20 protein-coding genes are annotated in these 23909 nt (G+C 71.5%); 12 read left to right on the top strand and 8 right to left on the bottom strand.

From position 1 onward, the window contains the following. Window positions 1–21 precede the first annotated feature (21 nt). The 8 genes from ACV530_RS11005 (at window position 22) to ACV530_RS10970 (ending at window position 9701) form a co-directional block, all read left to right on the top strand. A complete protein-coding gene (locus tag ACV530_RS11005; protein WP_494332164.1) occupies window positions 22–753 on the top strand; it encodes a PIG-L deacetylase family protein in 732 nt (243 codons plus the stop codon). 116 nt (window positions 754–869) lie between these two features. Next, on the top strand, window positions 870–1919 hold the full coding sequence (locus ACV530_RS11000) for an NAD(P)-dependent alcohol dehydrogenase (protein ID WP_494332163.1): 1050 nt from the start codon (window positions 870–872) through the stop codon (window positions 1917–1919). 74 nt (window positions 1920–1993) lie between these two features. After that, complete coding sequence (locus ACV530_RS10995) at window positions 1994–3199, top strand: radical SAM protein (protein ID WP_494332162.1); 1206 nt, start codon at window positions 1994–1996, stop codon at window positions 3197–3199. A gap of 33 nt (window positions 3200–3232) precedes the next feature. Next, window positions 3233–5335, top strand: a complete 2103-nt coding sequence (locus ACV530_RS10990) for a DegT/DnrJ/EryC1/StrS family aminotransferase (protein ID WP_494332161.1) — start codon at window positions 3233–3235, stop codon at window positions 5333–5335. Continuing rightward, entirely contained in the window at window positions 5332–6522 is a 1191-nt protein-coding gene (locus ACV530_RS10985; RefSeq protein ID WP_494332160.1) for an acyl-CoA reductase, read from the top strand. Before ACV530_RS10990 ends, ACV530_RS10985 begins: the two co-directional genes overlap by 4 nt. Continuing rightward, the gene (locus ACV530_RS10980) at window positions 6519–7601 is read left to right on the top strand and encodes a phenylacetate--CoA ligase family protein (RefSeq protein ID WP_494332159.1); all 1083 of its coding nucleotides are present in this window, start codon (window positions 6519–6521) and stop codon (window positions 7599–7601) included. The genes ACV530_RS10985 and ACV530_RS10980 overlap by 4 nt, the downstream gene beginning before the upstream one ends. 27 nt (window positions 7602–7628) lie before the next feature. Further along, entirely contained in the window at window positions 7629–8483 is an 855-nt protein-coding gene (locus ACV530_RS10975) for a phytanoyl-CoA dioxygenase family protein (RefSeq protein WP_494332158.1), read from the top strand. Between the two features lie 45 nt (window positions 8484–8528). Beyond that, window positions 8529–9701 (top strand): galactosyltransferase-related protein, encoded by a 1173-nt coding sequence (locus ACV530_RS10970; RefSeq protein WP_494332157.1) that lies wholly within the window; start codon window positions 8529–8531, stop codon window positions 9699–9701. Here the strand turns inward: ACV530_RS10970 and ACV530_RS10965 are convergent. Genes ACV530_RS10965 through ACV530_RS10955 form a run of 3 tightly spaced genes read right to left on the bottom strand, consistent with a single transcriptional unit; the run spans window position 9676 to window position 13007 of the window. Next, on the bottom strand, window positions 9676–10626 hold the full coding sequence (locus ACV530_RS10965) for a Gfo/Idh/MocA family protein (protein WP_494332156.1): 951 nt from the start codon (window positions 10624–10626) through the stop codon (window positions 9676–9678). The genes ACV530_RS10970 and ACV530_RS10965 overlap by 26 nt on opposite strands. Window positions 10627–10633: 7 nt before the next feature. Next, window positions 10634–11635, bottom strand: coding sequence for a zinc-dependent alcohol dehydrogenase (locus tag ACV530_RS10960; RefSeq protein ID WP_494332155.1), 1002 nt, complete (start codon window positions 11633–11635; stop codon window positions 10634–10636). Continuing rightward, entirely contained in the window at window positions 11622–13007 is a 1386-nt protein-coding gene (locus ACV530_RS10955) for an MFS transporter (protein WP_494332154.1), read from the bottom strand. The genes ACV530_RS10960 and ACV530_RS10955 overlap by 14 nt, the downstream gene beginning before the upstream one ends. A gap of 191 nt (window positions 13008–13198) precedes the next feature. Between ACV530_RS10955 and ACV530_RS10950 the strand changes: the two genes are divergently transcribed. Further along, window positions 13199–14731: a glycoside hydrolase family 3 protein gene (locus ACV530_RS10950; protein ID WP_494332153.1), complete on the top strand. Its 1533-nt coding sequence runs from the start codon at window positions 13199–13201 to the stop codon at window positions 14729–14731. Window positions 14732–14801: 70 nt separating this feature from the next. Further along, window positions 14802–15794 carry a dihydroxyacetone kinase subunit DhaK gene (gene dhaK, locus ACV530_RS10945; protein WP_494332152.1) on the top strand — a complete coding sequence of 331 codons (993 nt, stop codon included), beginning with the start codon at window positions 14802–14804 and terminating at the stop codon, window positions 15792–15794. 20 nt (window positions 15795–15814) lie between these two features. On the opposite strand, the gene ACV530_RS10940 is transcribed toward dhaK, so the two are convergent. From ACV530_RS10940 to ACV530_RS10925, 4 genes are all read right to left on the bottom strand, one after another. Continuing rightward, window positions 15815–17221, bottom strand: coding sequence for an NADP-dependent succinic semialdehyde dehydrogenase (locus ACV530_RS10940; RefSeq protein WP_494332151.1), 1407 nt, complete (start codon window positions 17219–17221; stop codon window positions 15815–15817). A gap of 95 nt (window positions 17222–17316) precedes the next feature. Beyond that, on the bottom strand, window positions 17317–18717 hold the full coding sequence (locus ACV530_RS10935; RefSeq protein WP_494332150.1) for an MFS transporter: 1401 nt from the start codon (window positions 18715–18717) through the stop codon (window positions 17317–17319). A 500-nt stretch (window positions 18718–19217) separates the two neighbouring features. Further along, the gene (locus ACV530_RS10930) at window positions 19218–19781 is read right to left on the bottom strand and encodes a hypothetical protein (RefSeq protein WP_494332149.1); all 564 of its coding nucleotides are present in this window, start codon (window positions 19779–19781) and stop codon (window positions 19218–19220) included. A gap of 54 nt (window positions 19782–19835) precedes the next feature. Beyond that, window positions 19836–20633 carry a glutamate racemase gene (locus tag ACV530_RS10925; protein ID WP_494332148.1) on the bottom strand — a complete coding sequence of 266 codons (798 nt, stop codon included), beginning with the start codon at window positions 20631–20633 and terminating at the stop codon, window positions 19836–19838. Between the two features lie 75 nt (window positions 20634–20708). On the opposite strand from ACV530_RS10925, the gene ACV530_RS10920 reads away from it, so the two are divergent. Then, entirely contained in the window at window positions 20709–21974 is a 1266-nt protein-coding gene (locus ACV530_RS10920; RefSeq protein ID WP_494332300.1) for a glycosyltransferase, read from the top strand. A 7-nt stretch (window positions 21975–21981) separates the two neighbouring features. Here ACV530_RS10920 and ACV530_RS10915 read toward each other — a convergent pair whose 3' ends face one another. After that, window positions 21982–23259 carry a TerD family protein gene (locus ACV530_RS10915; RefSeq protein ID WP_494332147.1) on the bottom strand — a complete coding sequence of 426 codons (1278 nt, stop codon included), beginning with the start codon at window positions 23257–23259 and terminating at the stop codon, window positions 21982–21984. Window positions 23260–23420: 161 nt separating this feature from the next. On the opposite strand from ACV530_RS10915, the gene ACV530_RS10910 reads away from it, so the two are divergent. Continuing rightward, a complete protein-coding gene (locus ACV530_RS10910) occupies window positions 23421–23909 on the top strand; it encodes a DUF6643 family protein (protein WP_494332146.1) in 489 nt (162 codons plus the stop codon).

Here is a 23909-nt window from a genome sequence, read left to right as displayed (position 1 = left end):
TAGCGACAGCTGTGAGGAAACGTGGCCTCCGACTTACCCATCGTGGTGATCTCGCCGCACTTCGACGACGCCGCCCTCTCGCTCGGCGGCTGGCTGAGTGGGCTCGACCGCCCGAGGACCGTCGTCACGGTGCACGGCGGCCCTCCGCCGTCCGGCGCGGTGGTGTCCCAGTGGGACGAGGCGTGCGGCTTCGCCTCGGGAGCCGAGGCCCATGAGTGCCGGATCGCCGAAGACGCCCGCGCCTGCGCCTTGTTGGGAGCCGGGCGGCTGGCCCTTCCCCATCCGGACGGGCCGTACAGAAACGGCGAGGAGCTGACCGAGCTGGCGTCGCTCCTGGAGGGTCTGCCGCCCGCGACCGATGTCCTCGTACCCCTCGGAACAAGCCAGCCGGACCACATGGCCGTGCGGGATCAGGCCCTGGCGGTGCTGGCCCGCTGCGGCCGCCGGCCGCCGTACGTATACGCGGACCTGCCCTACGCCGGGGCGGTTCCCGAATGGGGCACGGACAAGGCGGAGTTCGCCCTCGCGCACGCCGAGGACCACGGGGACGCCTACCGGGACCTGGCATCGCGGTACCGCATGCAGCAGGCCCACGACGTCCGGCTCACCCCCGAGCAGTGGAGCGTCAAGCGCGAAGCGGTTCTGTGTTACGACTCCCAACTCGCCTCGCTGACCGATTGGTACGGCGCGTTCCTGCGCAGCCCTGGACCCATGCAATCTGAACTCATTTGGCAACTCAGGCCAGTTGGCTGAAAGATGCTTGTCAATTCCCTTGGGTGACCGCAAAGCTCGATGGCATATACACATGCCATCGATCGTCGACCGGCTCGTCACACGGCGCAGCGACCGAAAAGGCAAGGCGAGGCTCTGTGGCAACAACCGTCAACGCGTACGCCGCTCCGTCCCCGAAGTCCCGGCTCGTACCCACGACCATCATCCGCCGTCCACTGCGCGAACACGATGTGCTGATCGCCGTTGCCTATGTCGGCATCTGCCATTCGGACGTCCACGAAGTGCGCGGGGAATGGGAAGAGGGCATCTTCCCCATGGTGCCCGGACACGAGATCACGGGCACCGTGGTGCGTACCGGTTCCGCGGTGAGCCGGTACCGGGTCGGGGAACGCGTGGGCGTCGGCTGTTTCGTCGACAGTTGCCGCACCTGTTCGTCGTGCCGCGCGGGGCGCGAGCAGTACTGCGCCGAGGGTATGACCAACACGTACAACGCGGTGGGACGTGACGGCGAGCCCACCTACGGGGGATACAGCACACACATCGTCGTGGACGAGAACTATGTCCTGCGCATTCCCGATGAGTTGCCCCTGGAACAGGCCGCCCCTCTGCTCTGTGCGGGAATCACCCTCTATTCACCGCTCCGGCACTGGGGAGCGGCCCCCGGCCTGAGCGTCGCCATCCACGGCATGGGCGGCCTCGGACACCTCGGCGTGCGGATGGCGCGTGCCATGGGCACCGAAGTCACCGTGTTCAGCCGGTCGGAGCGCAAACGCGCCGATGCCCTGCGCTTCGGGGCACATCACTTCCACGCCGCCGGCGACCGTACGGCCTTCGAGAAGCTCTCCGGTTCTTTCGACCTCATCGTCAGCACCGCGTCCGCCGTCACCGATCTCAACTCCTTGCTCGGCCTGCTCAAGAAGGACGCCACGCTGATCGCCGTCGGCCTGCCGGGCCGTCCCGTTCCCGTGGACCTGTCCCGGCTCGTGCCCGGCCGGAAGAGACTGGCCGGCTCCATGCTCGGCGGCATCGCGGAAATCCAGGAGATGCTCGGGTTCTGCGCCTCGCACGGAATTCTCGCGGACGTCGACGTCATCACGGCCGACCGGATCAACGACGCCTTCGACCGAGTCGCCGCCGGCGACGCGCCCTATCGCTTCGTCGTCGACGGCGCCTCGTTCGCGGCCTGAGTTTCTCTCCGCAACCCTCCACGACCCTCCGCAACCCGACATCCGAGCGAAACCCCCTACGAGAAGGATTCGCCATGACCGACGCCGGACCGTCGCAGACCTACCAGATCGCCGCCCCCAGCAACCGGGAGGGGCTTCCGATCGTCAGCCTGGACCAGGCCCACTCGCCCCAGAAGGTTCTCGCCCAGGAGGATCTGCTGCGCCGCTTCGTGGCGGGCGAGGAGATCCGCCCCGTGCACATGCGTATCGGCATCATGGGCGCCTGCAACATGCGCTGCAACTTCTGCAATTTCCACTCGCCGAACGAGGAACAGTTCTACGACCTCTTCTCGTTCAAGGACTCCATCCCCAAGGACAAGGCGATCACGCTGCTGCGGCAGTTCGCCGAGAACGAGGGCCGCGCGGTCACCTTCTGCGGCAGCGGCGAGTGCACCATTCACCCCGGATACGTGGACATCTGCCGGGCCGGTCACGAAGCAGGCCTGCGGATCGGGCTGATCACCAATGGCTCCCGCCTCGGCAGGCCCGCCCTCGCGGATTGCGTGGCGCAGACCCACACCTGGGTCAGGATCGGCCTCAACGCCGGTACCACAGCGACGTTCAACGAGATCACCCGCGACCGCGAGCAGACCTTCGCGTCCTTCCTCAGCACCCCGGGAAAGCTGCGCGAGGCCGCCGTCGACCCCGACTTCCGCATCGGCTTCAACTACGTCATCACGCTGCAGAACCACCGGGAAGTCCTGGAAGCCGCCCGCGTGGCAAAGGAATCCGGGGCGCATTACGTGCGGTTCGAGCCGGAGTTCTACAGCGCCCTCGGCCACGACACGATCGGATCCGTGATGGCCGAGATCACCGAGGCACTGTCGGAAGCGGCCCGGCTGAGCGACGACGACTTCGAGGTCTCCATCCCCAAGCTCGACCGCGGGCCCATGGACCAGACCACCGCCGTCGAGGGCGACTTCGACAAGTGCCACTACAGCCGGTTCGTCACGGCCGTCGGCGCCGACGGCAATCTCTACCCCTGCCCCCAGGTCCACCTGAACAGCCGGTACCGCATCGGCAACGTCCTGGAGGAGGGGTACGGCGCGGTGCTGGAGGGCGGTCCCCGGGCGGAGTGGGAGGCGTCCAACCCGATGCGGACCGACCTGTGCAAGTCGTGCTTCTACCGGCCGCAGAACGAACTGCTGGAACTGCTGCGCCGCGGCAGCATCCGGCTGGACGAGACGCTCGAGGCCTACCGCGTCGAGGTACCGAGCACCCTGCACGCAGACTTCGTCTGACCATCCCCCCCACCGGACTCAGCAAAGGGATCCATGCAGATCCACCGACTCCACCACCTCCTCCGGGCGGAACGGACCCTCGCCTTCGCCGCCGGCACGGCCGAAGGGCACCGGGCGTGGTCCGCCCGGGTCAGATCCGTGACCGAGAGACTGGCGCGCCCCGGGCGGCAGCCGCTGACCGTGATCCGGACCGAGACCACCACAGAGAGCGAACTCACCCGGCAGCACGTTCTCTTCGAAGCCCCGGGCCGGGGCCGGTTCCGGGCGACCGTGCTGGCCCCGCCCGGGGACGGCCCGCTGCCGGCCGTACTCGTCCTCGGCGGCAGGAACGCACGGCTCGGCATGCTCACCGGCGAGGAAGCGCCCGACTTCCCCGACCGCAACATGGCCGAGCACCTCGCCCGGGCCGGTTTCACCACCCTGGCCTTCGACTACGGCATCGACGGCGGCCTGGAGGCCGACCGCGGCGGCGGACGCGACGAAGGCACGCTGCTGGCCCACGCGTTCGCCCTGCGCGGCCACTCACTGCTCGGAGCGCTGACGGACGACGCGCTGGCCGCCCTCGCCTGGCTGCGCGACCACCCCCGCGCGGACCGCGACCGCACCGGTGTCTTCGGGCACAGCCTGGGAGGCGCCGTCGCCCTCCACACCGCGCTGCTCTCCCCCGGTCCGCTCCCGATGTGCGCGACAAGCCATCTGGCCACCTACCCCGGCCTGTTCGCCCGCCTGCTGACCGGACACGAGGGCGCTGTCCTGCCCGGCATCCTGGAATACGCCGACCTGCCCGATCTCTTCGCGGCTCTGGCTCCCGCACCGCTGCATCTGCAGTACGGGCTGTCCGATCCCTTCCTCGACCCGGACGACGCCCGCGAAGCCGCCGGGACCGTCCGGCGGGCGTACGAGACCGCGGGTGCCGAGGAGCGCCTGGAGATCCTCGAACTGCCCACGGGCCACGGCACGGACCCGGCCGAGGCCGTCGCTTTCTTCACCCGTGCCCTGGCCGCGCCCCTGACCGCACCGGCGCCCGTTCCGGCGCAGCGCATCCACTTCTCCGCCGACGCACGGCGTGCCGTGCTGGACGGAGTGGACGAGGCCCTCGCGTCCGGGATGCTCACCCAAGGGCCGTCCGTGGCGCGGTTCGAGAGCCTGAGCCGGGAGTGGACGGGCCGCGAGGGCGTCGCGGTCGGTTCCGGGGCCGCCGCCCTCGAGATCGCCCTGCGCGTCATCGGCGTGGCCGGCCGCACCGTCCTGGTGCCGGTGAACACCTTCTTCGCGACCGCCGCGGCCGCCGTGCGCGCCGGGGCGCGGGTGCGGTTCGTCGACATGGAGCTCGACGGCCTGGGCATGGACCCAGACGCGCTGCGCACCGCGCTGGACCGGCACCGGGATGTCGCGGCGGTGGTCCCCGTGCACATCGGCGGGGTCGTCTCACCGGCGCTCGGACCGTTGCTGGAGCTCTGCGGCTCGCGGGGGATCCCCGTGCTGGAGGACGCGGCTCACGCGCTCGGCAGCGGGCTCGACGGCCGACCCGCCGGAAGCATCGGCACGTTCGGCGCGTTCTCCTTCTTCCCCACCAAGGTCGCCACCAGCGGTGAGGGCGGCCTGCTGACCGGCGCCGACGCCGAAGCTCTGGCGCAGGCGCGGCGCTGGCGGGACCACGGCCGCAGCGCCCCCGGATCCGTCCTGCACGACCGCCCGGGCGGCAACTGGCGCCTGAGCGAACTGCACGCGGCGCTCGGCGTCGTGGACCTGGAGCGCTTCGGCGCGACCCTGGATGCCCGCCGCTCGCTGGCGGCCCGTTACGACGCCCTGCTCGCGGACGTGCCGGGCGTGCGCCCGTACGCCGTGCCGAAGGGCGTCGACTGCAACTTCTACAAGTACCTGGTGTATCTGGGCGATTCGGTGGACCGCGCACGGCTCAAGGCCCGGCTGCGGGAGCGGCACGGCGTCGCGCTCGCGGGCGAGGTGTACGACATCCTGCTGTGCGACCAGCCGTTCTTCGCCGATGTGCCGGGCGAGGAGTGGCCGCGGGCCCGCTGGTTCGCCGAGCGCCATGTCGCGCTGCCCGTCTATCCCGCCATGACCGGGGCGGAGCAGCTGCGCGTGGTGGCGGCCTTGCGAAGCGAGTTGACGTGACGGGCGGTGCGCGTCTGATCCCCGCGTTCCGCAGGGGCACTTGGCAGCCGTCCCTGGACACCGTGCGGCTGCCGGGCCGTACGGGCCTGGAGTTGGCGCTGGTTCCGGAGATCGTGGCGGCGGCAGACCGGCATTGGTGGGACGGGCAGGGGCACGTGCCTCTGCCGCGGCGTGCGCTTCTGGAGGAGGCCCTGGAGCTCTTCGACCGTGGCACCGTGACGGTAGGGCCGCTGGGTCCGCAGAGCGCCGCGCGGTTCCGGGAGGAGCTGTGGGAGACGGCGGGAATCCCCGCCCCGCTCACGGACCGCTGGTGCCGCCTGCTGTGCGACAGTGCCCGGCCGGGCGCGGAGGAAGCGCCGGACGATGCCCTGAGTCTGGTGTCGTTGCCGGGGAACACCTTCTGCTGCCTGGAGTCGGTCGTGTCCGAGGCGGCCCGCAGCGCCGCCGTGTGGGTACGGCCCAGCCGCCGCGAACCTCTCTCCGCCGCCCGGCTGTTGGCCGCACTGGTACAGGCCGGGTGGCCGGCGGAGCGGCTGGGCTTCTATCCGTCGCAGCAGCGGACGCTGCTGCCCCTGATCCGGATGACGGACCGCCAGATCGTCTACGGCGGCGAGCGCGTGGCCTCGGCTCCGCACGGCGCGAAAGGCTTGACGGTCCACGGCCCGGGGCGCGGCTGTGCACTGCTGCCACCGGGGACGGGGACCGCCGAGGCCGTGGACTGGCTGCTGCCGCTCGTCGCGGCCGACTCGGGGCGGTTCTGCAGCAACGTACGCACCATCGTCTGCCAGGACGGCGCGCGGCGCACGGAGGAGATCGCCGCGGAGCTGGCGGCAGCGCTCGACCGCATACAGGTCCACCCGCCCGATCCCCGACTGCCGCTCACCGCCTGCCCGGAGCCGGACCACGCCGGGCGGCTCGCCCGGGGAATCCGCTCACGCCTTCGTCCGGAGGATCGGATCCTCACCCGCCGCGCCCCGACCGTCACCGTCGGAGGCCGGACGTATCCGGCGCCGACGCTGGTCCTGCTCGCCGAGGACGACGTTCAGCACCCGCTCGTCGGGTACGAGGCGCCGTTGCCGTTCGCGGCCGTCCTGAGCGCGTCCCGCAGCAAGGCGGAAGCGATCGCCGCCCGTTCTCTCTTTTCCTATTTCCCAAAGACCCTCGCCCCGTCGGGAGGACGCCTGTGAACGTATTCGACGTCATGCGCACCAGAGTTCCCGAGCTGGGCATCGGCCTGGACGAGTGGACGCGGCGGATGATGCTCTGGCACTTCTCCCCCGCGACGGGTTCGCCGTTCTGGGTCTCCCGGCGCTCCTCGCTCGGCTTCGACCCGATCGCGGATGTCGACGGTCTCGAAGCCCTGTCGCTCTTCGGGCTGTTCGACAAGGAGGAGCTCCGCTCCGCACGCGCTCGCGACCTGCTGCCGCGCGGCTACGGCGACCGCCCGTTCCGGGTCTTCGAGACCGGCGGCACGACGGGCCGGCCGTGCCGGATCGTCAATGTGACCCGGCTCGCGTACGACGTCGAGATGTACCGGACCGTGCTGGAGGCGCGCGGCGTCGCGGGCGGCGACATCCTGGCGATGACGCCGAGCGGGCCGCACGCGTACGGACATTTCGTGGAGGGGCTCGCCGACAGCTGGAACGGCGCGGTGTTCGCCATCGACTTCGACCCCCGCTGGGTGAAGGCGGAGATCCGTGCGACCGGCGGCGCAAAGGCGTATACGGACCATCTGGTGACACAGACGGAAATCCTGCTCGCCGCCGAGCGGCCGGCCCTGCTGTTCACGACATCGCAACTCCTGCTCGCTCTGGCCATACGGCTGCAGACCCCGCTCGCCGCATTCGGTATCCGTGCTGTGTGCACCGGCGGCACGTCCTGCACACCGGCCGAGGCGCAATTCCTCCGGGAGGAATACCTGGAGGGGGTGCAGTGGATCGACACGTACGGCAATACGCTGGTCGGTCACGCGCTGCAGGCCGACACTGCCGACGGAGGAGGTCACTCCTATCATCTGCCGCCGCCTTTCGCCGTCATGAAGGTCGTTGCCCCTGACGATCCTTGGCGTGAGGTGAACGCCGGTGAGCGCGGCCGAGTCCGGGTGACCACGCTGCTGGAAGACCTGTTCATCCCGAATCTGCTGGAACGTGACAGCGCGGTCAGGACCGGCCCCCACCCATGGTTCCCATGGGACGGCGTCGCGGCCGTCCAGCCGTGGAAGGAGGGCGGCGACCAGCACGAAGAAGCTGTCGAAGGCGTTTACTGACCGCTCTGTCGGATTGCCGAGGACAACATGTTCCTTTCTTCGAACGGTATCCCCATTCCCTTCACCGAGGAACTCTTCACCCCGCTCGAGGACAGCTCCGGGCTGCTGGACACCCCGGATGCCCTCCGCCGGCGTCTGCACACGGACGGATGTCTCCATTTCCCCGGACTGCTAGACCGGGACGACGTGTTACAGCTGCGCGCCGCGTATTTCGGACTCTTCGAATCAGGGTACTTCGCGGACGGCACCATCGTGCGGGACGGCATATTCTCCGGACGCGTCCCACCGGGCCTTCCCGAGCACGGTGTGCCCGGACATCCCGCGCATGCCTTCGTCCGGTCCGAGGCCTTCGGCCGGTTCCTGGACAACCCCACCCTCGCCAAGCTTGCCGCAGACCTGCTGGACGGCGACTGCGACATGCTGCCGCGCCGCATTCTGCGGCACTTCCACCGGGGCTCCGCGCTCGCCTCGCGCGTCCATGTCGACTACGACTACATGGACTTGGGGTCATCACGCGTGCTGACGATGTGGATACCCGTCGGGGACTGCCCGCCGGAGACCGGCGGTCTTGTCTACCTGGAGAATTCGCACACGCTCGACGACTCCGACTACGCGCCGCTGCGCGACACGACGGACCGGCCGCACGACCGGCGCCCCATCACCCACGATCTCGCCCTGGCCGCGCGTTCCCTGAACCGCCGCTGGATGTGGGCGGATTACTCCGCCGGTGATGTCATGGTGCACCTGCCGCATATCGTCCACGCGTCGCTCGATACAGTCAGCGACAGCATGCGGGTCTCGATGGACGTCCGGTTCATCCGGAGCGGCGACGATCCCGATCCACGATGGCTCCGCCCCTGGTCGGCGGATGACGGTGCCTGACGGGTCCGCTGGCAACCGCCCAGCGACCGATTGGAGTTTCTCCCGATGCACATCTCCCCCGCCGTCGGCGGCACGGCGCTCGCCGATCGGCTGACCGCCTACGCCGTGCTGGCACACGATCCCGACGTACCGCAGATCGCGGCGGACTACTGGGAGTTGAGCGAACCGCACTTCCGTAAGGTGAATATCGAACTGGCCGCGTTCCTGAAGGGTTTACCGGAAGCGGAGTCCCTGTACGCGCGACTCACCGGCGACACCTCCGACCTGTCGCTCCAGCAAGAGCTGCGCGCCCGCCTCGCGCCGCTGCTGGCGGATCGCCCCGAGGACCTCGGGAACCTGACCGCGGCAGTCGAGGAAGCGGACCGGCACATCTGGATCGACTACCACTTGGGCGCGGATCACGACGGGACGGTGTCCGAGACCACGGAGCATGAGGACGCCGACGTCCCATCCGCCGTCGGAGGTGCGGACGTCCACGTCGTCATCCCCTTCCGTGACACCGAAGGCGGCCTGCGCACCCGCAATCTGCTCGCGTGCCTGCGTTCCCTGGCGGATCAGGAGGACGGGCCCGCCCCCTGGGTGACGGTGGTGGAGACCGACGACAGGCCCCGGTCGCGGGAATGGCTCGAGCCGCTCGTCGGCTCGTACGTCTTCGCCGAGAAGAGCGGCCTGTTCAACAAGTCCTGGGCCGTCAACGTGGGGGTGGCGAGCGCTTCCGGCCGCCACCCGTACACCTGCGTCCTGGACGCCGACATCCTCGTCGACCGCTCCTTCGTCCGGCGCAACACCGAGCGCCTGGCCGACGGCACGCACGGGACGCATCTCCCGTTCCGCTGGTCCCTCTCGCTGGACGAGCCCTCCACGCTCCGAGCCATCAACCTGCGCGCCGGACACGCCGATGTGCCGACGGGCGTCCTGCGCGGTCTCCTGCTGCGCGAGCCGCCGGGCGGCTGCGTGTGGACCAGGACCGAGGTCTTCCACCGGGTGGGCGGCTTCGACGAGCGGTACGAGGGGTGGGGCGGCGAGGACGACGACGTGGTGGCCCGGCTGTCCGCCGCCGCCGGCGTCGTCCGCTTCGACGACCCGCTGCTCCATCTCAACCATCCGCGGCCGCAGATGGTGCGCGAGGGAGTCCCGTTCAACGCCCACATCGAGCCGATGAGCTGGGCGCCCGACAGCTACGGGGATCCCCTCAAGTTCGCGGGCCGCCAAGGCTGACCGGCCGGCCGTTCCTGGCGTTCGAGATCCGGGCGGCGGCGATGACCTCGTCCACGAGGACCGCCTCCGCCACCGGGCACACCGGTGGTCTGCCCTCCTCGACGGCTGCCAGGAAGTCGGCGACGAGGGGCAGGTGCGGGTTGGTCGCCAGCCCTGTGTCCAGTGGATCGAGCGCGACGGCCCGGTCGCGCCACCACAACTGCACACGGTCGCATGCCGGTTCGGGGCTCCAATCCGCGAGGAACTCCGCTTCCGCGCCGGAGGCCCAGTGCAGCAGGAGCTCGGCACGGCGCTCGGCCCCCGCAGGGAACGGGCGGCTCAAGTGGGCCGCGACGTCCAGGGGTCTCCCCAGGGCCGCCAGGAGGAGGTCCAGGCGGTGGCTCCCGGCGTCGGCCAGAACGCCGCCGCCGGAGACCACGGGGTTCGTGCGCCACCGCATGGGGTGTTCGGCTCCCGGGTCGAAAGCGCACCGGAACTCCACCCGGGCACGCCAGGGCCGTCCGTCTCCGAGATGTTCGCGGAGCGTCGCGGCGGCCGGTCCGAGCCGGCGGTAGTAGGCGACACCCGCGCGGAGGCCGGCGCTGCGGCCGGCCTCCTCGGCCGCGACCGCCAGCCGTGCCCGCTCGCCGGGGTGCAGGACCCCGGCGAGCGGCTTCTCGATCAGCACATGCCGACCGCGGCTCAACGCCTCGGCGGCCTGCGGCACATGGAGGGCGACCGGCGTGGCCACGTACACGGCGTCCACGTCCGCCAGGAGGCGGCCGAAGTCGTCACCGCCGTGCGGGATTCCGTACTGCCGGGCGGTGCTCGCCGCGCGCCCGGCGTCCCTGCCCCACAGATACACGGTCTCCTGGCCCAGCGCCTCGAGCGCGGGCAGCACCCTGCGCCGGACGATGTCGCCGCAGCCGGCGACGCCCCACTTCACCGTGCGCTCACGGCTGGATCGCGACCTTGAGCACCTTGGCCGGCGGGCCCGCGTACGGCGCGTCGCCCTCGTCGGGGAAGAGGACCCGGCTGGCGGAGAGCAACTCGACGGCCTTCGGCAGTTCACCGAGGGGCAGGACGTGGGTGAGGATGTCCGGCAGGTGAAGCACGTCCGTGCGCTCGGCGGCGAGCCGTTCGGCCACGGCCAGGGCCCGCGCCCGGGCGACGTCGTGCGGTTCGGCGGAGCTGTGCAGGCGCAGGCCCTTGCGCTCCCAGGTGATGAGGTCGACGGACACCCGGGTGTCCACGTGGTGGGTGCCGAGCATCACCACCAGGCCGTTCTGCCGCACGAGCCGGACACAGGAGTTGAGCGTGGTGGGCGTGCCCACGGCGTCGACGGCGACGTCGAAGTCCCGTCCGGCGGTCTCGATGGCCTCGGAACCGCCGTCCGCCCGCAGGCAGATGTCGGCGCCGAGTTGCCGGGACTTCTCCAGGCGCCAGTCGTCCAGGTCGACCGTGGTGATGTGCGAGGCGCCGCGCAGGACGGCCATCCGTAACGCCATGAGGCCGACGGGCCCTTGGCCTACGATCGCGACCCGGTCGCCGAGGGACACCCCCCGGGTGGCGTGCACGGCCAGGGGCAGCAGTTGGAGGATCGAGCCCTGCTCGAAGGGGACGTTGTCGGGCAGGGCGCCGACACAGACTTCTCGGGCGAGCGCGTATTCGGCGTATCCGGTGGTGAGCGGTGTGCGGACGAAGACGCGCTGTCCGGGTCGTACCCGGGTGACGCCGGGGCCGGTGGATTCCACGACGCCGGCGATCTCGTGCCCGAAGCAGCCCTGGGCGCAGTGGTCGCGCAGTCCGTAGTAGTGGTAGTAGGCGAGATCGCTGCGGTTGCAGACGGTGCACGAGCGGACCCGTACCAGGACTTCCAGCGGGCCCGGTACGGGCACGGGGGCGTCGTCGTTCAGGCGTATCTCGCGGCGGCCGGTGAGTTCATAGCGGCGCATGGGCCGTCTCCTCCGATCGTGGCTTGCTGATTCTTCCGGCGAGCAGGCAGGCCGCTCCTGCCACGGCGGCGGTGACGGCGAAGACGAGGGCGAAGGCGCCCGCGTCCCTGCCCTCGCGGACGTGGGCGGCGTTGAAGAGCGCACCGCACAGGGCGACGAGCAGCACGCTGCACAGGCTGTCGGCGACTTGCAGGGCGGCCGAGTTGGCGCCCTGCCGGTGGTCCTCGGACAGTTCCAGGGTGAGCACCCCGATCCCCGGCAGCAGCAGTCCCATACCGAATCCGGCGACGGTGAGACCGGCGGCCGCGGTGAACGCGGGCAGGGCGTGGACGACGCCGCCGATGGTCAGTACGGCCGCCGTGAAGTGGACGAGGGCACCGATGAGCACGACGCGCCGGCGTGGCAGCTTCAGTGCGGGGCGGCCCTGGAACCAGGAGGCGGCCGCCCAGCTGAGGGCCGCTCCGGTCAGCGACAGCCCGGCCTCGGTGGGCGACAGCCTCCGCTCGGTGACGAGCATCAGGGGCACGAACGACTCGACCGTGAAGTAGGCGCTCGCGGCCACCCCGCGCAGCAGGACGAGCGCGGGGATGCTGCGGCGGGCGCGAAGGGTCCCGCTGGGGAGCAGCGACCGTACACCCGCCATGACGAGCGCGATGCCGCAGACGGCAACGGGAAGGGATATCCAGGTCTGTTCGGATCCGGCGTACTGGAGGGCACCCGCGCCGCAGGCGACGATCACAGCCGGCCGGGTGCGGGACGCGCGCTCTGCCGCCTGGTCCGTGGGAGGCGGCGTCAGGCGGCGCATGGGCCGGGTGAGAAGGACCATGGCGACCAGTGCCAGTACGGCGATCCCGTGGAAGACCCAGCGCCACGAGAGGCGGTCGGTCAGCGTGCCCGCGACGGGCGGGCCGAGCATGGAGGGCAGAATCCAGCAGGAGGTGATGAGGGAGAACATCCGGGGGCGCAGTTCCTGCGGGTACGCCCGGCCGACCAGGGTGTACAGCGCGACAGTTGCCGCACCGCCGCCGGCTCCCTGGAGGCAACGCCCCAGCAGGAACGGCCACATCGAGACGGCGGTGCCGGAGAGCGCGGCGCCCAGGGTGAAGCACAGCAGTCCGACGTGTACGACGGTTCCGGGTCCGCGCCGGTCAGCGAGGTCGCCGCCGAGCACGGTGCCGATGATGCTCGCCGTCAGGAAGCCGCCGAAGGCGATGGCGTAGAGCGACAGTCCGTCCAACTGCCGTACGGCAACGGGCATGGTGGTGCCGAGTGCGTACTCGGCAAAGGCGACGAGGGCGAAGGCGCAGGCCATGGCCGTGGTGCAGGCCCGGTGACGCGGGGAGAAGAGACCGCCCGGCGCCTCCGGTTGCATGAGGAAACCCCCAACAGCTCGCGTACCTCGTGGATTTGATCAATCCGTTCGCGACGCTCGCACACGCATCCGGCAACGTCAACGGGAGGGTGAAGAGTCGGCCGGAATACAGTCGTCCGATCTTGACCTTGCCGTTGGTACAGGCCAATCTCGGCTTCTCGGCAGCCCGTCCCATCGGAGGTCTTCACGTCATGCCGGCCAGCAATAGCGACAGGCAACTCACCAGGCTCACCAACGCCGTTCTGCAACCCGGGTTCGAGGGCACCGAGGCGCCCGACTGGCTGCGCCGCAGGATCGGCGACGGTCTGGCGGCAGTCGTGCTCTTCGGCCGCAACATCGTGAGCCCGGAGCAGGTCGCCCGCCTCACCGCCTCCCTGCGCGCGGAGAACCCCGACCTGATCATCGCCATCGACGAGGAAGCGGGCGACGTGACGCGGATGGAGGCCGCGACGGGTGCTTCGCGGCCCGGCAACCTCGCGCTGGGCGCCGTCGACGACGTCGAACTCACCGAGGCCGTCGCCCACGACATCGGACGCGAACTGCACGCCGCCGGCATCACGTTGAACTACGCGCCGAGCGCGGACGTCAACTCGAACCCCCTCAACCCCGTCATCGGCGTCCGCTCCTTCGGCCCGACGCCCGGGCTCGTCGCCCGGCACACGGCCGCCTGGGTGCGCGGCCTGCAGTCCGCCGGGGTCGCGGCCTGCGCCAAGCACTTCCCCGGCCACGGCGACACCGCCGTGGACTCCCACCACGGCCTCCCGTACGTCACCTCGTCCCTGGAGGAGATCGCGGCCACCGCGCTCCCCCCGTTCGCGGCCGCCATGCGGGCCGGCGTACGAGCGGTGATGACAGGGCACCTCCTCGTCTCCGCCGTCGACCCCGGCCTCCCGGCCACGCTGAGCCCGCGCGTCCTGGACGGCCTGCTCCGCCGCGACCTCGGCTTCGACGGCCTGGTCGTCACCGACGGCATCGAGATGAGCGCGGTCACCGCGCGCCACGGCATCGACGGGGCCACCGTACGGGCCGTCGCGGGCGGAGCCGACGCCGTGTGCGTGGGCGGCGAGAGCGCGAAGGAATCGACCACCGAACTGCTGTCCGCCGCTCTGGCCGATGCCGTGCGCGACGGCTCCCTGCCCGAGGAGCGGCTGGCCGCGGCGGCCGAACGGGTCCGGGCGTTCGCACGCTGGTCCGGCGAACTCTCCCGGTCCACCGCCGAAGCGGCAGCCGTCCCCGGCATCGGACTCGTCGCGGCCCGCCGGGCCACCCGTGTCGACTACCGCCCCGGCACGTCCCTCCCCCTCCCCCTTCCTCCGACGGCCGACCCGCACGTCGCGGAATTCGCCCCCGCCTCGACCCTCGCCATCGACCGGCAGACCCCCTGGGGCGTGGCGGCCCCGCTCGGCGAACTGCGCCCCGGCACCACCTCCGTCCGCCTCCGCCTCACCGAACCGGAGCCCGCCCGCCTCCCGGACGAGGTGCTCCGCACCGACGTGCTGGCCCCGGCCGCCGGACGGCCCCTGGTCGTGGTGGTCCGCGATGCCGCCCGGCACGCCTGGATCTCCGACGCCCTGGACCGGCTCCTGCGGCAGCGCCCGGACGCCGTCGTCGTCGAGATGGGCGTACCGGGCGGCCCCCGCCCCGACGCCGGCGCCTATCTCGTCACCCACGGGGCGACATGGGTGTCGGGCCGCGCGGCGGCGGAACTGCTGGCGGGCACCTGACGCTCCCGCATTCCCCTCCGGTCTCGGTACTGTTCCCTGGCCCGGCAACGCGGTACCTCGAGGAGCCCTCGTGAAAATGCTGATCAACGTGCCAGAAACGGTCGTCCCGGACGCGCTGCGCGGAATGGCCGCCGCCCACCCCGAGCTCGTGGTCGACGTGGAGGGGCGCGTCATCACCCGCCGGGACGCTCCCGTCGCGGGCAAGGTGGCGCTCGTCTCGGGCGGCGGGTCCGGGCACGAGCCGTTGCACGGGGGGTTCGTGGGGCCGGGGATGCTCGATGCGGCCTGCCCCGGGGAGGTGTTCACCTCGCCGGTGCCCGACCAGATGGTGCGGGCAGCGGCGGCGGTGGACAGCGGGCAGGGGGTGCTGTTCGTCGTGAAGAACTACACGGGCGACGTGCTCAACTTCAACATGGCGGCGGAGCTCGCCGAGGACGAGGGCATCCAGATTGCGAGCGTGCTCGTCAACGACGACGTCGCCGTGACCGACAGCCTCTACACGGCCGGGCGGCGCGGCACCGGTGCCACGCTCCTCGTGCAGAAGATGGCGGGCGCGGCGGCGGAGGAGCGCGCCCCGCTGGAGCGCGTGGAGGCGGTCGCCCGGCGGGTGAACGAGGCCTCGCGCAGCTTCGGGGTCGCGCTGTCGGCCTGTACGACGCCGGCCAAGGGCGGGCCGACCTTCGATCTGCCGCCCGGTGAGCTGGAATTGGGGGTCGGCATCCACGGTGAGCCCGGCCGCGAGCGCCGCGCGATGATGACGTCCGGGGAGATCGCGGACTTCGCGGTGGACGCCGTGCTCGAGGACCTGCGGCCGACGGGTCCGGTGCTGGTCCTCGTCAACGGCGCGGGCGCCACGCCGCTGCTCGAGCTGTACGGCTTCACCGCCGAGGTGCACCGCGTGCTGCGCGAGCGCGGGGTGGCGGTCGCCAGGACGCTCGTCGGCGACTACATCACGTCCCTCGACATGGCGGGCGCCTCGGTCACGCTGTGCCAGATCGACGACGAGCTGCTGCGGCTGTGGGACGCGCCGGTGCGTACGCCGGGACTGCGCTGGGGCTGCTGACCGCGCGTCTTATGCGGGCCTTACGCGCGGCCGGGTTCGGCTCCGTGCCAGACCGTCGTGATGTTGCAGAACTCGCGGATGCCGTGGCCCGACAGCTCGCGCCCGTACCCGGAGCGCTTGACACCGCCGAAGGGGAAGGCGGGGTGCGAGGCCGTCATGCCGTTGAAGAAGACGCCGCCGGCCTCCATGTCCCGTACGAAGCGCCGCTGTTCGTCCTCGTCCCGTGTCCATACGCTGGAACTCAGGCCGAAAGGCGAGTCGTTGGCGATCGCCAGCGCGTCGTCGAGGTCGCGGGCCCGGTAGACCGTGGCCACGGGGCCGAACGCCTCCTCGTGGTGGATGTGCATGGCGGGGGTGATGTCCACGAGCACGGTGGGCTCGTAGAACCAGCCCCTGCCCGGCACTTCGGGCCGCCGGCCGCCGCAGAGGGCCTTCGCGCCGCGGCGCACGGCGTCGTCCACGAGTGCCTCCAGGTCGGCGCGGCCCTGTTCGGTGGCGAGCGGGCCGACGTCGGTGGTGTCGGCCATCGGGTCGCCGACGGTCAGGTTGGCCATGAGGGCGGTGAAGCGCTCGGTGAACACGTCGTGGACGTCGGTGTGCACGATGAACCGCTTGGCGGCGATGCAGGACTGCCCGTTGTTCTGGATCCGCGCCGTGACGGCGGTCCGCACCGCGCGGTCGACGTCGGCCGACGGCATCACCACGAAGGGGTCGCTGCCGCCGAGTTCGAGGACCGTCTTCTTGACCTCGTCGCCCGCGATGGCGGCGACGGACCGCCCGGCCGGTTCGCTGCCGGTGAGCGTGGCGGCGGCCACCCTGGGATCGCGCAGGACGGACTCCACCGCGCCGGATCCGATGAGCAGTGTCTGGAAACAGCCCTCGGGGTAGCCGGCCCGGCGGAAGAGGTCCTCCAGATAGAGCGCGGTCTGCGGGACGTTGGAGGCGTGCTTGAGCAGCCCCGTGTTGCCCGCCATGAGGGCGGGGGCGGCGAACCGGACGACCTGCCAGAGCGGGAAGTTCCACGGCATGACGGCGAGGACGACGCCCAGCGGCCGGTAGTGGACGAGGGCGGACGAGGCCCCGGAGTCCTCGGTCTCCGCGGCGGGCGGGTGCTCGTCCGCCAGCAGGTCCGCGGCGTTCCCGGCGTACCAGCGCATCGCCTTGGCGCACTTGGCCGCCTCGGCCCTGGCGGCGGCGAGCGGCTTGCCCATCTCGGTGGTCACGGTCCGGGCGATGTCGTCGCGGTCCTGGTCCAGGAGATCCGCGGCGCGGTTCAGCAGTTGGGCCCGTTCCGCGAAGGACGTGGTCCGGTGGTGCCGGAAGGCGGCCTCGGCGGCGGCCAGGCGTCGCTCGATGTCCTCGGGGCCCAGTGCGTCGAAGGTCCTGAGGGTCTCGCCGGTCGCGGGGTTCACCGTGGCGATGGGCATGGACATCCTCCCTCGGGCTCGTACCTCGACCTTGCGGCGGCCCGCCCGGCCGCGCAAGACGGGCGTACGTCAGGTCAGCACGGGCGTACGTCAGGTCAGCGGGGCGGCCGGTCCGCGTCGTCGCCCGCCCGGGCCGGGCCGGGCAGGCGGGCCGCGTCCCAGGCCCCGAGGGTGTCGGACCCCGGCGGCATCGACCCCGAGGCCTCGGCGGACGTCGCCGGCACGCCCGGCGAGATCACCGTGCCCTCGACCACAGGCACGTCCGGACGACCCGGCAAAGCCCTGGTGCGGTACATCACCGTCACGGCCATCGCGGAGGACAGGCCGAAGCCGACGCAGCACACCCAGGGCAGCCAGGACAGGCCGGCCTGCTTCCCCATGTCCATCGACCAGCCGACGACCGCGTTGCCGCCCGCCGCCGTCAGCCCGGCGAACACGTAGAACAGCCCGAAGTAGGTGCCCGCCAGCGCATCGCGCCCGAACCTGGGGATCATCTCCAGCACCGCCGGGTGGGCGACCATCGTCCCGAAGTAGAGCAGCAGCGAGCCGAGGATCATGACGATCATCCGGGGCACGATCTCGCCCATGCCCCTCGGCGGCGCCCCGTCGCAGATCAGCAGCGGCGGAAGGAAGCTGAACCCCATGACGACGAGCCCCGCGCCCACCCAGCGGGCGCCGCCGCCGTGCCGCTCCAGCGCCCGGGTGATGGGCAGTTGGAACAGGTTGGCCACCGCCCCGGTGCCCAGCAGCACTCCCGCCGCCCCGTCCCAGCCGGTCGCCTGCTGGGCGCCGTCGGGGAGCAGCAGGCACAGCTGGTTCTCCACCGTGAACATGCCGGTCGTGGCGAAGGAGAACAGCAGGAACCTGCGGTTGCCGAATACCTCGAGCCAGTCCCCCAGGACACTGCCCCGCGCCTGCACGACGGCCGGACGGTCGGGAAGCGCCAGCGCCTGCCCCACCGTCAGCAGCCCGAAGACCCCGGCCGCCGCGACGGCGCAGACCCGGAAGTCCGTCATGAACAGGACGCTTCCCAGCACCAGCCCGATCAGCGAGCCGATCGTCGCGTAGACATTGAGCAGTGCGAACGCCTCGGCCTTGCGGCTCCCCGCCTCCAGGGCGACATAGGCCCGGGCCGACGGATAGAACAGCCCCGCGGCGAGCCCGTTGAGCACGGACGCCCCGAGCACGACCGGCAGCGTGTTGCCGAAGGCGAAAAGGGCGAAGCCCAGGGTGCGCAGCGCGCACCCGGCGATGATCACCGTACGGGGGCCGAGCCGGTCGGAGGCGGAACCGCCGAGGAGGAACAGCCCCTGCTGACTGAGGTTCCGTACGCCGAGCACGAGACCGACGACCGCCTCGGACATTCCGAGTTCCTGCTCAAGATATGCCGCGAGAAATGGCACCAGGATGTAGAACCCGATGTCGATCCCAAACTGATTGACCAATAGCAGTCGCAATGCCAGCGGAAACTCGCGGGTCACCCGAGAAGCTTTCATGCGCATCCCTGCATTCATCCCGAACGGGCGCGGAGAACGCCCTGAGTCGAGTGGGTGCAAGACACCCAGCGGGTTTGACAGTGCGCAAAGCGATGGGGACGTCAGCCGTGCTGACCTCGTACTTCTTCCCGCTCAGGACCTGATCACGGAGCGGGTAAGGGCCGGCGTCCGGCTCGTCGGATCACTCTTCCCGGTAGGGGAACAGCCGCACTCACCGACTTGAGTGAGCGGGCGATCATATGCTTTTGCGGTGCATCCTCAACGACTCCCGACTGCGCTCGGAAGAATACGCAGCAGACACTTTAGCAAAGCAACCTGATTCCGGATAGAGCGGATGCCCGACCGGTTCAAGTGACGACACACGCATCCCGCCGAATTTGTTCCGCTTTTTTCTTCGAGCGCTGGAACCCGCGTCCTGGGAACTGGTCTTTGGCGGTGCTCCACCGGCCGGGCACGGCGCAGGGGGCACACGGGAATCCCGTGTGCCCCCTGCGCGGCGTTCAGGCGGAGGCCGGGCGGGTGCCGAGGAGGCGGAGGTGGTCGCGGATCACGCGGACGGCGGCCTCGGCGTCGTCGACGGTGACCGTGTACGAGCGGCCGTCGCCGAGTCGTACGACGAATCCCTCGCCGCGCCGCACGATCACGGCCGTGCCCTTCTCGGGGCGCCAGCGGTAGCCCCAGCCGCCCCACTGGCGGGGGGTGACGCGCGGGGCGAAGTCGGCGCCCACCACGTGGGAGAGCGGGATGCGGGTGCGCGGCAGGCCGATGTGGCCGCAGCGGATCTCGAGGGTGTCCTTGTCGACCCGTACGGCCACATGGACGAAGGCGAGGGTGCCGAAGAGCATGAGCAGGCCGGCCGCGATGCAGCCGACGACCGACATCGCCAGGGGGGCGAGGCCGGAGGTCCATGCGCTGTCGACGGCCAGCTCGATGCCGAGTGCCATGCAGGCGGCACCCACGGCGGCCAGCAGCCACTGCACGCGGTTGGTGGCGCGGCCCATCCAGACCTCGGGCTCGCCGGTCGCGTCGGGCGGCCCCTGCGGGGCCTCGGGGTGGTCCCTCATACGGGCAGCGTACTCACCTTCGGCGCCCGGGGCAGGGGTGTACGGACGGGTCGGTCAGACGTGCCCGGCGCCGACGGGGAGGAGCGAACGGCCCTCGGGGTAGCTCAGCGAGGACGGGCCCAGCCCGGCCTCCCGGCCGCTGAACAGCACGGTGAGGCCACCCGTCGCAGGACCGGCTGCCGCGTCGGGGGCGGGCGGGGCACCGATGCGGCGCAGGGCCTGCGCGGCGACGGCCTCGGCGGAGCCGTACAGCGCGATGGGCGGGGCCGAGGGGTCCTGGACGGCGGCGCGGATCTGCTCGGCGACCAGCTCGTAATGGGTGCAGCCCAGGACGACGGCCCTTACATCACGCGGCGTGCGGGCGGCGGCGTCCGCGATCGCGGCCTCGACGGCCTGCTCGTCGGCGTGCTCCACCGCGTCGGCGAGCCCGGGACAGGCCACCTCGGTGACCTCGACGCCGGAGGCGAAGTCGCGGATCAGGCCGCGCTGGTAGGGGCTGCCGGTGGTGGCCGGGGTGGCCCAGATGGCGACGGGACCGCCGGCGGCGGCCGCGGGCTTGATCGCGGGCACGGTGCCGACGACCGGCAGCGCGGGCTCCAGCTCGGCGCGTATCGCGGCGAGGGCATGGACGGAGGCCGTGTTGCAGGCAACGATCAGCGCGTCGGGACGGTACGCCGCGGCGGCGCGGGCGACGGTCAGCGCGCGCTCAATGATCTCCGCGGGAGCGTGCGGACCCCACGGCATCGTGTCGGGGGCGGAGGAGAGCACCAGATCGGCGTCGGGTCGCAAGCGGTGCACGGCGGCAGCCGCCGCCAGAAGGCCATTGCCGGAGTCCATGAGCGCGATCTTCACCCCGTTACTTTAATCGATGGCCCGGACAGGGCCCGTGGCCGCCGTCCCTGCGGCAGACTGCGGCGGGTGGACGTGATGACGTGGATCTCCGTCGGTTCCCTGGCCGTATGGCTGTGGCTGCTGCTGGGCCAGGGCTTCTTCTGGCGCACGGACATCAGGCTGACGGGCATCAGGCGTACGGACATCAGGCTGACGGGCATCAGGCGTACGGACATCGGGCTGACGGACATCGGGCTGACGGACATCGGGCTGACGGACACCAGGCCGCCCGAACGCACCCCGCCCGGTGCCTGGCCCCCGGTGGCGATCGTGGTACCGGCCCGGGACGAGGCCGCGGTGCTGCCGCGGAGCCTGCCGTCGCTGCTCGCCCAGGACTATCCGGGCAGGGCCGAGATCTTCCTCGTCGACGACGGCAGCACCGACGGCACGGGTGCGCTGGCCCGCGAGCTGGCGGCCCGGCACGGCGGTCTGCCGCTGACCGTGGACTCGCCGGGCGAGCCCGCCCCCGGCTGGACGGGCAAGCTCTGGGCGGTACGGCACGGCATGGCGCTCGCGCGCACCCGTACCGACGCCACGTACCTGCTGCTGACGGACGCCGACATCGCGCACGGGCCCGGCAGCCTGCGGGAGTCGGTGTCGGCCGCCCGCTCGGGCGAGCTGGACCTGGTGTCCCAGATGGCGCGCCTGAGGGTGGCGACCCGCTGGGAGAAGCTGATCGTCCCGGCGTTCGTCTACTTCTTCGCCCAGCTGTATCCCTTCCGCTGGGTCAACCGGCCTGCCGCGCGCACGGCCGCCGCCGCGGGCGGGTGCATGCTGCTGCGCCGGGAGGCGGCGGAACGGGCCGGGCTCCCGGACAGCATCCGGCACGCGGTGATCGACGACGTGGCGCTCGCACGTGCGGTGAAGCGCACGGGCGGCAGGATCTGGCTGGGGCTCGCGGAGCAGGTGGACAGTGTGCGGCCGTACCCGGGCCTCGGCGAGCTGTGGCGGATGGTCTCCCGCAGCGCCTACGCACAGCTGCGGTACAGCCCGTTGCTGCTGGCCGGCACGGTGGCGGGGCTGGCGGTGGTGTATCTGGTGCCGCCGGTCGCGCTGGTGACGGGAGCGCTCGCCGGTGCGCCGGCCGTCATGGCCGCGGGCGGCGCCGCGTGGGCGGTGATGGCCGGGACGTATCTGCCGATGCTCCGCTACTACCGCCGGTCGCCGTGGCTCGCGCCGTTGCTGCCCTTCACGGCCGCGCTGTATCTGCTGATGACGGTGGACTCGGCGGTCCAGCACCGCCGGGGCCGGGGCGCGGCCTGGAAGGGACGGACCTACGCCCGCCCCGAGGCCGCGCCCTGAGCGGCGCTCACTTGCGGCCGGGCGTCCAGTTCATGCCCCAGCCGTACTCGCGGTCGAGCGTGCGCTGCGGGCTCACCCCGCGCTCCGGCACCAGGTAACGGGCCTCGCGCTGGACGACGAGATCGCCGCCGTTGTTCGTGATGAGGGCGAGCGCACAGACGTTGGACGGCACGGTGCATTCGTCCAGCGCGAAGTCGACGGGCGCACCGTGCTGCGGCTGGAGCGTGACGGTGGCGTGGAGCCCCGCGAAGCTGGCGGCGCCCTCGTAGATGGTGACGAAGACGAGGATGCGCCGGAACGCCCCGATACGGTCGAGGTTGACGGTCAGGTTCTCGCCGGCGGCCACCGCGCCGGTGCGGTCGTCGCCGTCGAGCTGGATGTACGGCGGGTGGTGGAGCGCGCCGAAGGCGTTGCCGAGCGCCTGCACCACGCCCTTGGTGCCGTCGCTGAGCTCGTAGAGCGCCCCGAGGTCGAGGTCCAGCTGAGGCTGGACCGCCATCGCCTTGCCGAGCCGCCGGGCCCAGCCGCCCTTCTCCTCCTGCCGCACCTGCCAGTTGAGGTTGACCCGCAGCGCCCCGGAGGTGCCGCCCTGCTTGGTGAGGGAGACGGTCGGGGACTGCTTGGTGAGCGTGACCTTGGTCAGGCGCACGGGCTCCGGGGCGGCGGGGGCGGCAGCCGGGACGGGGGGCGGGGTGGGTGCCGTGGGCGGGACGGGCAGTACGGGCGGGGCGGGCGGTACCGGCGGGACCGCGGGCGTCTGCGCATCCTCCACCGTGATGCCGAAGTCGGTCGCCAGCCCCGCCAGCCCCCGGTCGTACCCCTGGCCGACGGCGCGGAACTTCCACTCCCCCTGGCGCCGGTAGAGCTCACCGAGCACGAACGCGGTCTCCACGGTCGCGTCCTGGCTGTCGAACCGCGCCAGTTCCGCGCCGCTCGCGGCGTCGCGGACGAGGACGTACAGGCCGGGCACCTGGCCGAAACTGCCGCCGTCGGCGGAGGCGGCGAGCACCACCGTCTCGGTCTCCGGCTCGACGGCGGCCAGATCCACGGCGAGAACGTCCGTCATGGCCTCGCCCGCCGGGGACTTGCCCTCGTGGCGCACCGCACCGGAGGCGTGTATCGCCTGGTTGTAGAAGACGAAGTCCGCGTCGGAACGCACTCTGCCACCGGTCAGCAGCAGGGCCGAGGCGTCGACGTCCGGGACCCCGGACCCGCCGCGCCAGCCCAGTTCGACCCGGACCGACTGCGCCGGAATCCGTACGTTGGTGCCCTTGAGCATCGCCATGTTCCACCCCTGTAGAGCCTGTCCTTACGCCCTCTCAACGCACGGGGGTCGCTGAATTCTCCGTGTTCGCCCGGATTTTTCATCTCAGGCCGTCAAGATGCCCGGATGAACCCCTGTACCTGACTCCCCAACCGGCACACCGGGGGCTTACCTTATGGGCTATGACCTCCCCCCGCCCCTACGGCAGCGGTTACTACACCGCGTCGTCGTTTCCGGACACCCCTATTTACGACAGCCTCGTCGCCGAGCGGGGCACTCCGCAGATCGCCCCCATCCGGGTATCGGCCCCCTATGACCTCGGCAGTCCGCTGCCGGCGCTGCCCGCCCTGCCCTCGGGCCCCTCGGCACCGTCCGCCCCGGGCGGCTACCAGGCCCCGCAGGCCCCCGCGGGTTACGCCCCGCAGGCCCAGCAGTACGGGCACCCGGGTGCCGCGGCGCAGCCCGGCGGGCTGCAGCAGGCGCCCGCTCCGTACATCCCGCAGCAGGCCGCGGCACCGCGCGGTTATCCGGGCCCGCAGCAGTACCAGCCGCGTCCGGCCGCCGCGGCCCCCTCGGGGTACGACGCGATGCGCCCTGTCGCGCCGCGTCCGGCGCCCGGTCCGTACGAGGATCCGTACGGCCGTCAGCACCCCCAGCAGGGCGGTTACTGA

It is taken from the genome of Streptomyces sp. SX-6 (assembly GCF_059089585.1).
Note: the sequence above shows the minus strand (reverse complement) of the source record. Positions and strands in the feature narration are given on the sequence as shown.

Coding starts and splice junctions, on each gene's coding strand:
- ACV530_RS10950 (WP_494332153.1), top strand. CDS start 13,199: ATGCCGGCCAGCAATAGCGACAGGCAACTCACCAGGCTCACCAACGCC.
- ACV530_RS10935 (WP_494332150.1), bottom strand. CDS start 18,717: ATGAAAGCTTCTCGGGTGACCCGCGAGTTTCCGCTGGCATTGCGACTG.
- ACV530_RS10955 (WP_494332154.1), bottom strand. CDS start 13,007: ATGCAACCGGAGGCGCCGGGCGGTCTCTTCTCCCCGCGTCACCGGGCC.
- ACV530_RS10975 (WP_494332158.1), top strand. CDS start 7,629: ATGTTCCTTTCTTCGAACGGTATCCCCATTCCCTTCACCGAGGAACTC.
- ACV530_RS10940 (WP_494332151.1), bottom strand. CDS start 17,221: ATGCCCATCGCCACGGTGAACCCCGCGACCGGCGAGACCCTCAGGACC.
- ACV530_RS10970 (WP_494332157.1), top strand. CDS start 8,529: ATGCACATCTCCCCCGCCGTCGGCGGCACGGCGCTCGCCGATCGGCTG.
- ACV530_RS10930 (WP_494332149.1), bottom strand. CDS start 19,781: ATGAGGGACCACCCCGAGGCCCCGCAGGGGCCGCCCGACGCGACCGGC.
- ACV530_RS10995 (WP_494332162.1), top strand. CDS start 1,994: ATGACCGACGCCGGACCGTCGCAGACCTACCAGATCGCCGCCCCCAGC.
- ACV530_RS10915 (WP_494332147.1), bottom strand. CDS start 23,259: ATGGCGATGCTCAAGGGCACCAACGTACGGATTCCGGCGCAGTCGGTC.
- ACV530_RS10990 (WP_494332161.1), top strand. CDS start 3,233: ATGCAGATCCACCGACTCCACCACCTCCTCCGGGCGGAACGGACCCTC.
- ACV530_RS10960 (WP_494332155.1), bottom strand. CDS start 11,635: ATGCGCCGCTATGAACTCACCGGCCGCCGCGAGATACGCCTGAACGAC.
- ACV530_RS10910 (WP_494332146.1), top strand. CDS start 23,421: ATGACCTCCCCCCGCCCCTACGGCAGCGGTTACTACACCGCGTCGTCG.
- ACV530_RS10920 (WP_494332300.1), top strand. CDS start 20,709: ATGACGTGGATCTCCGTCGGTTCCCTGGCCGTATGGCTGTGGCTGCTG.